Below are 3,120 nucleotides of genomic sequence, written 5' to 3'. Positions count from 1 at the left end.
GTGACTGCAAAAGTACCAGCTAGAAGGCTGGCAAGTAATAAATGACGTTTTAACATAGTAAACCTCTCATAAAAATACATGTCAAGATACATGGTGGCGTTATTTTATAGATAGCATATAGCACTTGCAATATAAATCATCTGAGTATTAACAAATAATAACTACTTAACAGTCTGTGTTTACTATCTTCAATCCATTACGCGGCTTTACTCTTTAATCTGCAATGCCGCTACTGCTGGCAACACCTTGCCTTCTACAAATTCCAAAAACGCACCGCCGCCTGTTGACATATAACTGACGCCATTCGCTACTTGATATTTATCAATAGCTGCTAGCGTATCACCGCCGCCTGCGATTGAAAAACCTTCACTATCGCTCACCGCTTTCGCCACTATTTGCGTGCCTTTGCCAAAAGCATCAACCTCAAAGACGCCTACGGGACCATTCCACAGTATGGTCTTTGCATTTAAGATTGCATCCGCTAACTTTTCGGCACTAGCGGGCGCGATATCCAAAATCATATCTTGCTCACCAATAGCGTCAACAGACTTAATAGTGGCAACCGCTTTTTGTAGTGAGCCGGTAAAGTCTGCAAAATCAATATCGTCTTTGCTTGCCACTACCACTTCAGACGGTAATAAAATCTCTGTTTTGTTCATGATAGCGCGTGCAGTATCTACTAGATCCGCTTCATATAGCGATGCTCCTACGCTGTGACCTTGAGCTGCCAAAAACGTATTGGCGATGCCGCCACCGACGATGATCTGACTACAAACCTCTGCCAAACTGTGTAGCACTTCAAGCTTGGTCGATACTTTAGAGCCACCGACGATCGATAGCATAGGCTGAGCAGGTGTTTCAAGCGCTTGGCTAAGCGCATCAAGCTCGGCTGCCAGCAGTGGCCCTGCGCATACGGTTTTGTTGTCTTGACGCATCATTTGCGTGACGCCTTCGGTTGAGGCTTGGGCGCGGTGAGCGGTGCCAAAAGCGTCCATGACGAATACATCACAAAGATTGGCATATTTTTGTGCCAGTGCTGAGTCGTTTTTCTTCTCGCCTTTATTAAAGCGTACGTTTTCAAGCAGCAACACTTGTCCTGCTTGCACATTGACCGATTCACCTAAATAGTCACTACTCATCGCCACAGGCTGCTCTAATTTCTCACTTAAATAATCAGCCACAGGTGCCAGCGAATATTTGCGCTCATAATTGCCTTCTGTAGGACGGCCTAAATGCGAGCAAACGATAACCGCGGCCCCTTTATCAAGCGCCATCTGAATCGTCGGTAGGCTAGCTTGCAAGCGAGCATCACTAGCCACCTTACCATCTTTGATAGGGACATTTAAATCTTCGCGGATTAAGACCACTTTGTCCGTCAAATCCAACTCACTCATACGCAAAAAATTCATGGTCTACTCCGCTCATTTTTATTTATAAATCATCGATGGCTAATGAATAAAACTACCATTACTCACAAACGCTGTATTCTAGCAGTTTTTATCGATTTCTCATAAATAACTGATGCAAATTATTGCTATAAGCGTCTATAAATACATCCCTAAATAGCTTATCGAACATCAAGTTGGGTTCTTGATAACATTTCGTGGTGGTAGTTGTACCTCGTTACTACTATGATTAAGCGTCAAAACAATAAAGATTTATTAGGAGAAAACCATGAGTATAGATTTAGACCAAGCAAAAAATGAGTTGTTAAAATTACAACAAGAGTATCAGACGCGTATAGATAATATTGAAGATCATATTCAAAACCCGCAAGACGATCTTAATGAGCATTGGGAAGACCAAGCCATCTCATATCGTCAAAATGACATGAGAAAAAGTCTAAAAGCGGAGGCGCAGCAAGGTCTCATTTATGTCAATAATGCCTTGAGCCGTATCGAAAATGGTACGTATGGCGAGTGCGAGGTATGCGGCAGAGATATTGAAGACAAGCGCCTTGAAGCTCTACCTTATGCCACCTTATGTATGGAACATGCTGAGTAGCCCTCAAGCTTGTCTTTAAATGGTAAAGATAAATGATCTAAGTAAAAAAGACCGTTATGTCATATAACGGTCTTTTTTTATGTTTAACATTTATCGTAGCATTAATACTTATACCGTACGGCGCGTGGCCAAACTGTTCAAGATGTTTTTGGCATCACCCCAGCGCGTCGCTGAACTATTAGCGCCTAAGATGACGATAATCGCGGGACGATTATTGACGCGAGTCTCCATTACCACGCAGCGCCCAGCCTCATTAATAAAGCCTGTTTTGGAGATGCCAATAGGATAGTTACCTGAGCGTACTAAGCTACTGGTGTTATTAGCCTTATAAGTACGATTGCCGTTTGAGTAATTCGACACATAAAAATCGTAGCTTTTGGTGGTCGAAAAACGACGAATAACATCATAATTACCCGCGGCGCGTACTAGTTTGACGAGATCATTTGACGAGGCAACGTTGCGCTTATCAAGGCCTGTTGGATCACCAAAAAATGCAGTGGTCATACCCAAATCTTGTGCTTTACGGTTCATGGCGCGCATAAAGGCACTATAGCCCCCTGGATAGTTACGTGCCAGACTCTTTGCCGCAGGATTTTCTGATTTCATAAGTGACATCAGTAGCATCTCAGCGCGGTTGAGGCGATCGCCTGATTTAAGACGTGAGCTTGCACGCTTAGGACCGACAAAATCCTCAGGGTCAAGGGTGAGCTCCTCTCGCATATCAAGACCGCTATCGAGCACCACCATCGCTGTCATAATCTTGGTAATACTCGCCATAGGACGAGCGACATCAGCGTTTTTCTCATAGATAGACTCACCGGTTTCGGCATCAATTACCGCCACACTACGTGAGTTGGTACTAATGGGAATCATGTCAGTGGTACTACCAAAACTGCCGCGGTAGGTTGTATTGTAGTTATTAGTAGTGTTGTAACTGTTGCTACTACTACCATAGCTGCCAGCATTAGTTAGGTTGGTTGTACCATAACCGTTGTCTACTTTTCTTATAGTAGAGCCACTATTGGTAGAGCCACTATTTGATTTGTACATAATATTGCGAGCTTCAGACAAGCTATCAGCGCCGCCCCAACTCATACGAGCGCTTGCGCCACTATC

At 43.8% G+C, this 3,120-nt stretch carries 3 protein-coding genes; 1 reads left to right on the top strand and 2 read right to left on the bottom strand.

Annotation, left to right across the window (positions count from 1 at the left end):
* Nucleotides 1-206: 206 nt before the first annotated feature.
* A complete protein-coding gene (locus ACTXGO_RS11685) occupies nucleotides 207-1,409 on the bottom strand; it encodes a phosphoglycerate kinase (RefSeq protein ID WP_435950530.1) in 1,203 nt (400 codons plus the stop codon).
* Nucleotides 1,410-1,674: 265 nt separating this feature from the next.
* Between ACTXGO_RS11685 and ACTXGO_RS11680 the strand changes: the two genes are divergently transcribed.
* Nucleotides 1,675-2,004 carry a TraR/DksA C4-type zinc finger protein gene (locus ACTXGO_RS11680; protein WP_443541406.1) on the top strand — a complete coding sequence of 110 codons (330 nt, stop codon included), beginning with the start codon at nucleotides 1,675-1,677 and terminating at the stop codon, nucleotides 2,002-2,004.
* Nucleotides 2,005-2,112: 108 nt separating this feature from the next.
* Here the strand turns inward: ACTXGO_RS11680 and ACTXGO_RS11675 are convergent.
* Nucleotides 2,113-3,120: serine hydrolase (locus ACTXGO_RS11675; RefSeq protein ID WP_443574628.1), on the bottom strand; the 1,008-nt coding region annotated here is incomplete at its 5' end.

The organism is Psychrobacter sp. T6-1 (genome assembly GCF_052258445.1).
The sequence above is the reverse complement of the archived record's forward strand: the minus strand, read 5'-3'. Positions and strand labels throughout refer to the sequence as shown.

What these genes read in the sequence shown, in the direction of transcription:
- ACTXGO_RS11685 (WP_435950530.1), bottom strand. Translation starts at nt 1,409, where the DNA reads ATGAATTTTTTGCGTATGAGTGAGTTGGATTTGACGGACAAAGTGGTC.
- ACTXGO_RS11680 (WP_443541406.1), top strand. Translation starts at nt 1,675, where the DNA reads ATGAGTATAGATTTAGACCAAGCAAAAAATGAGTTGTTAAAATTACAA.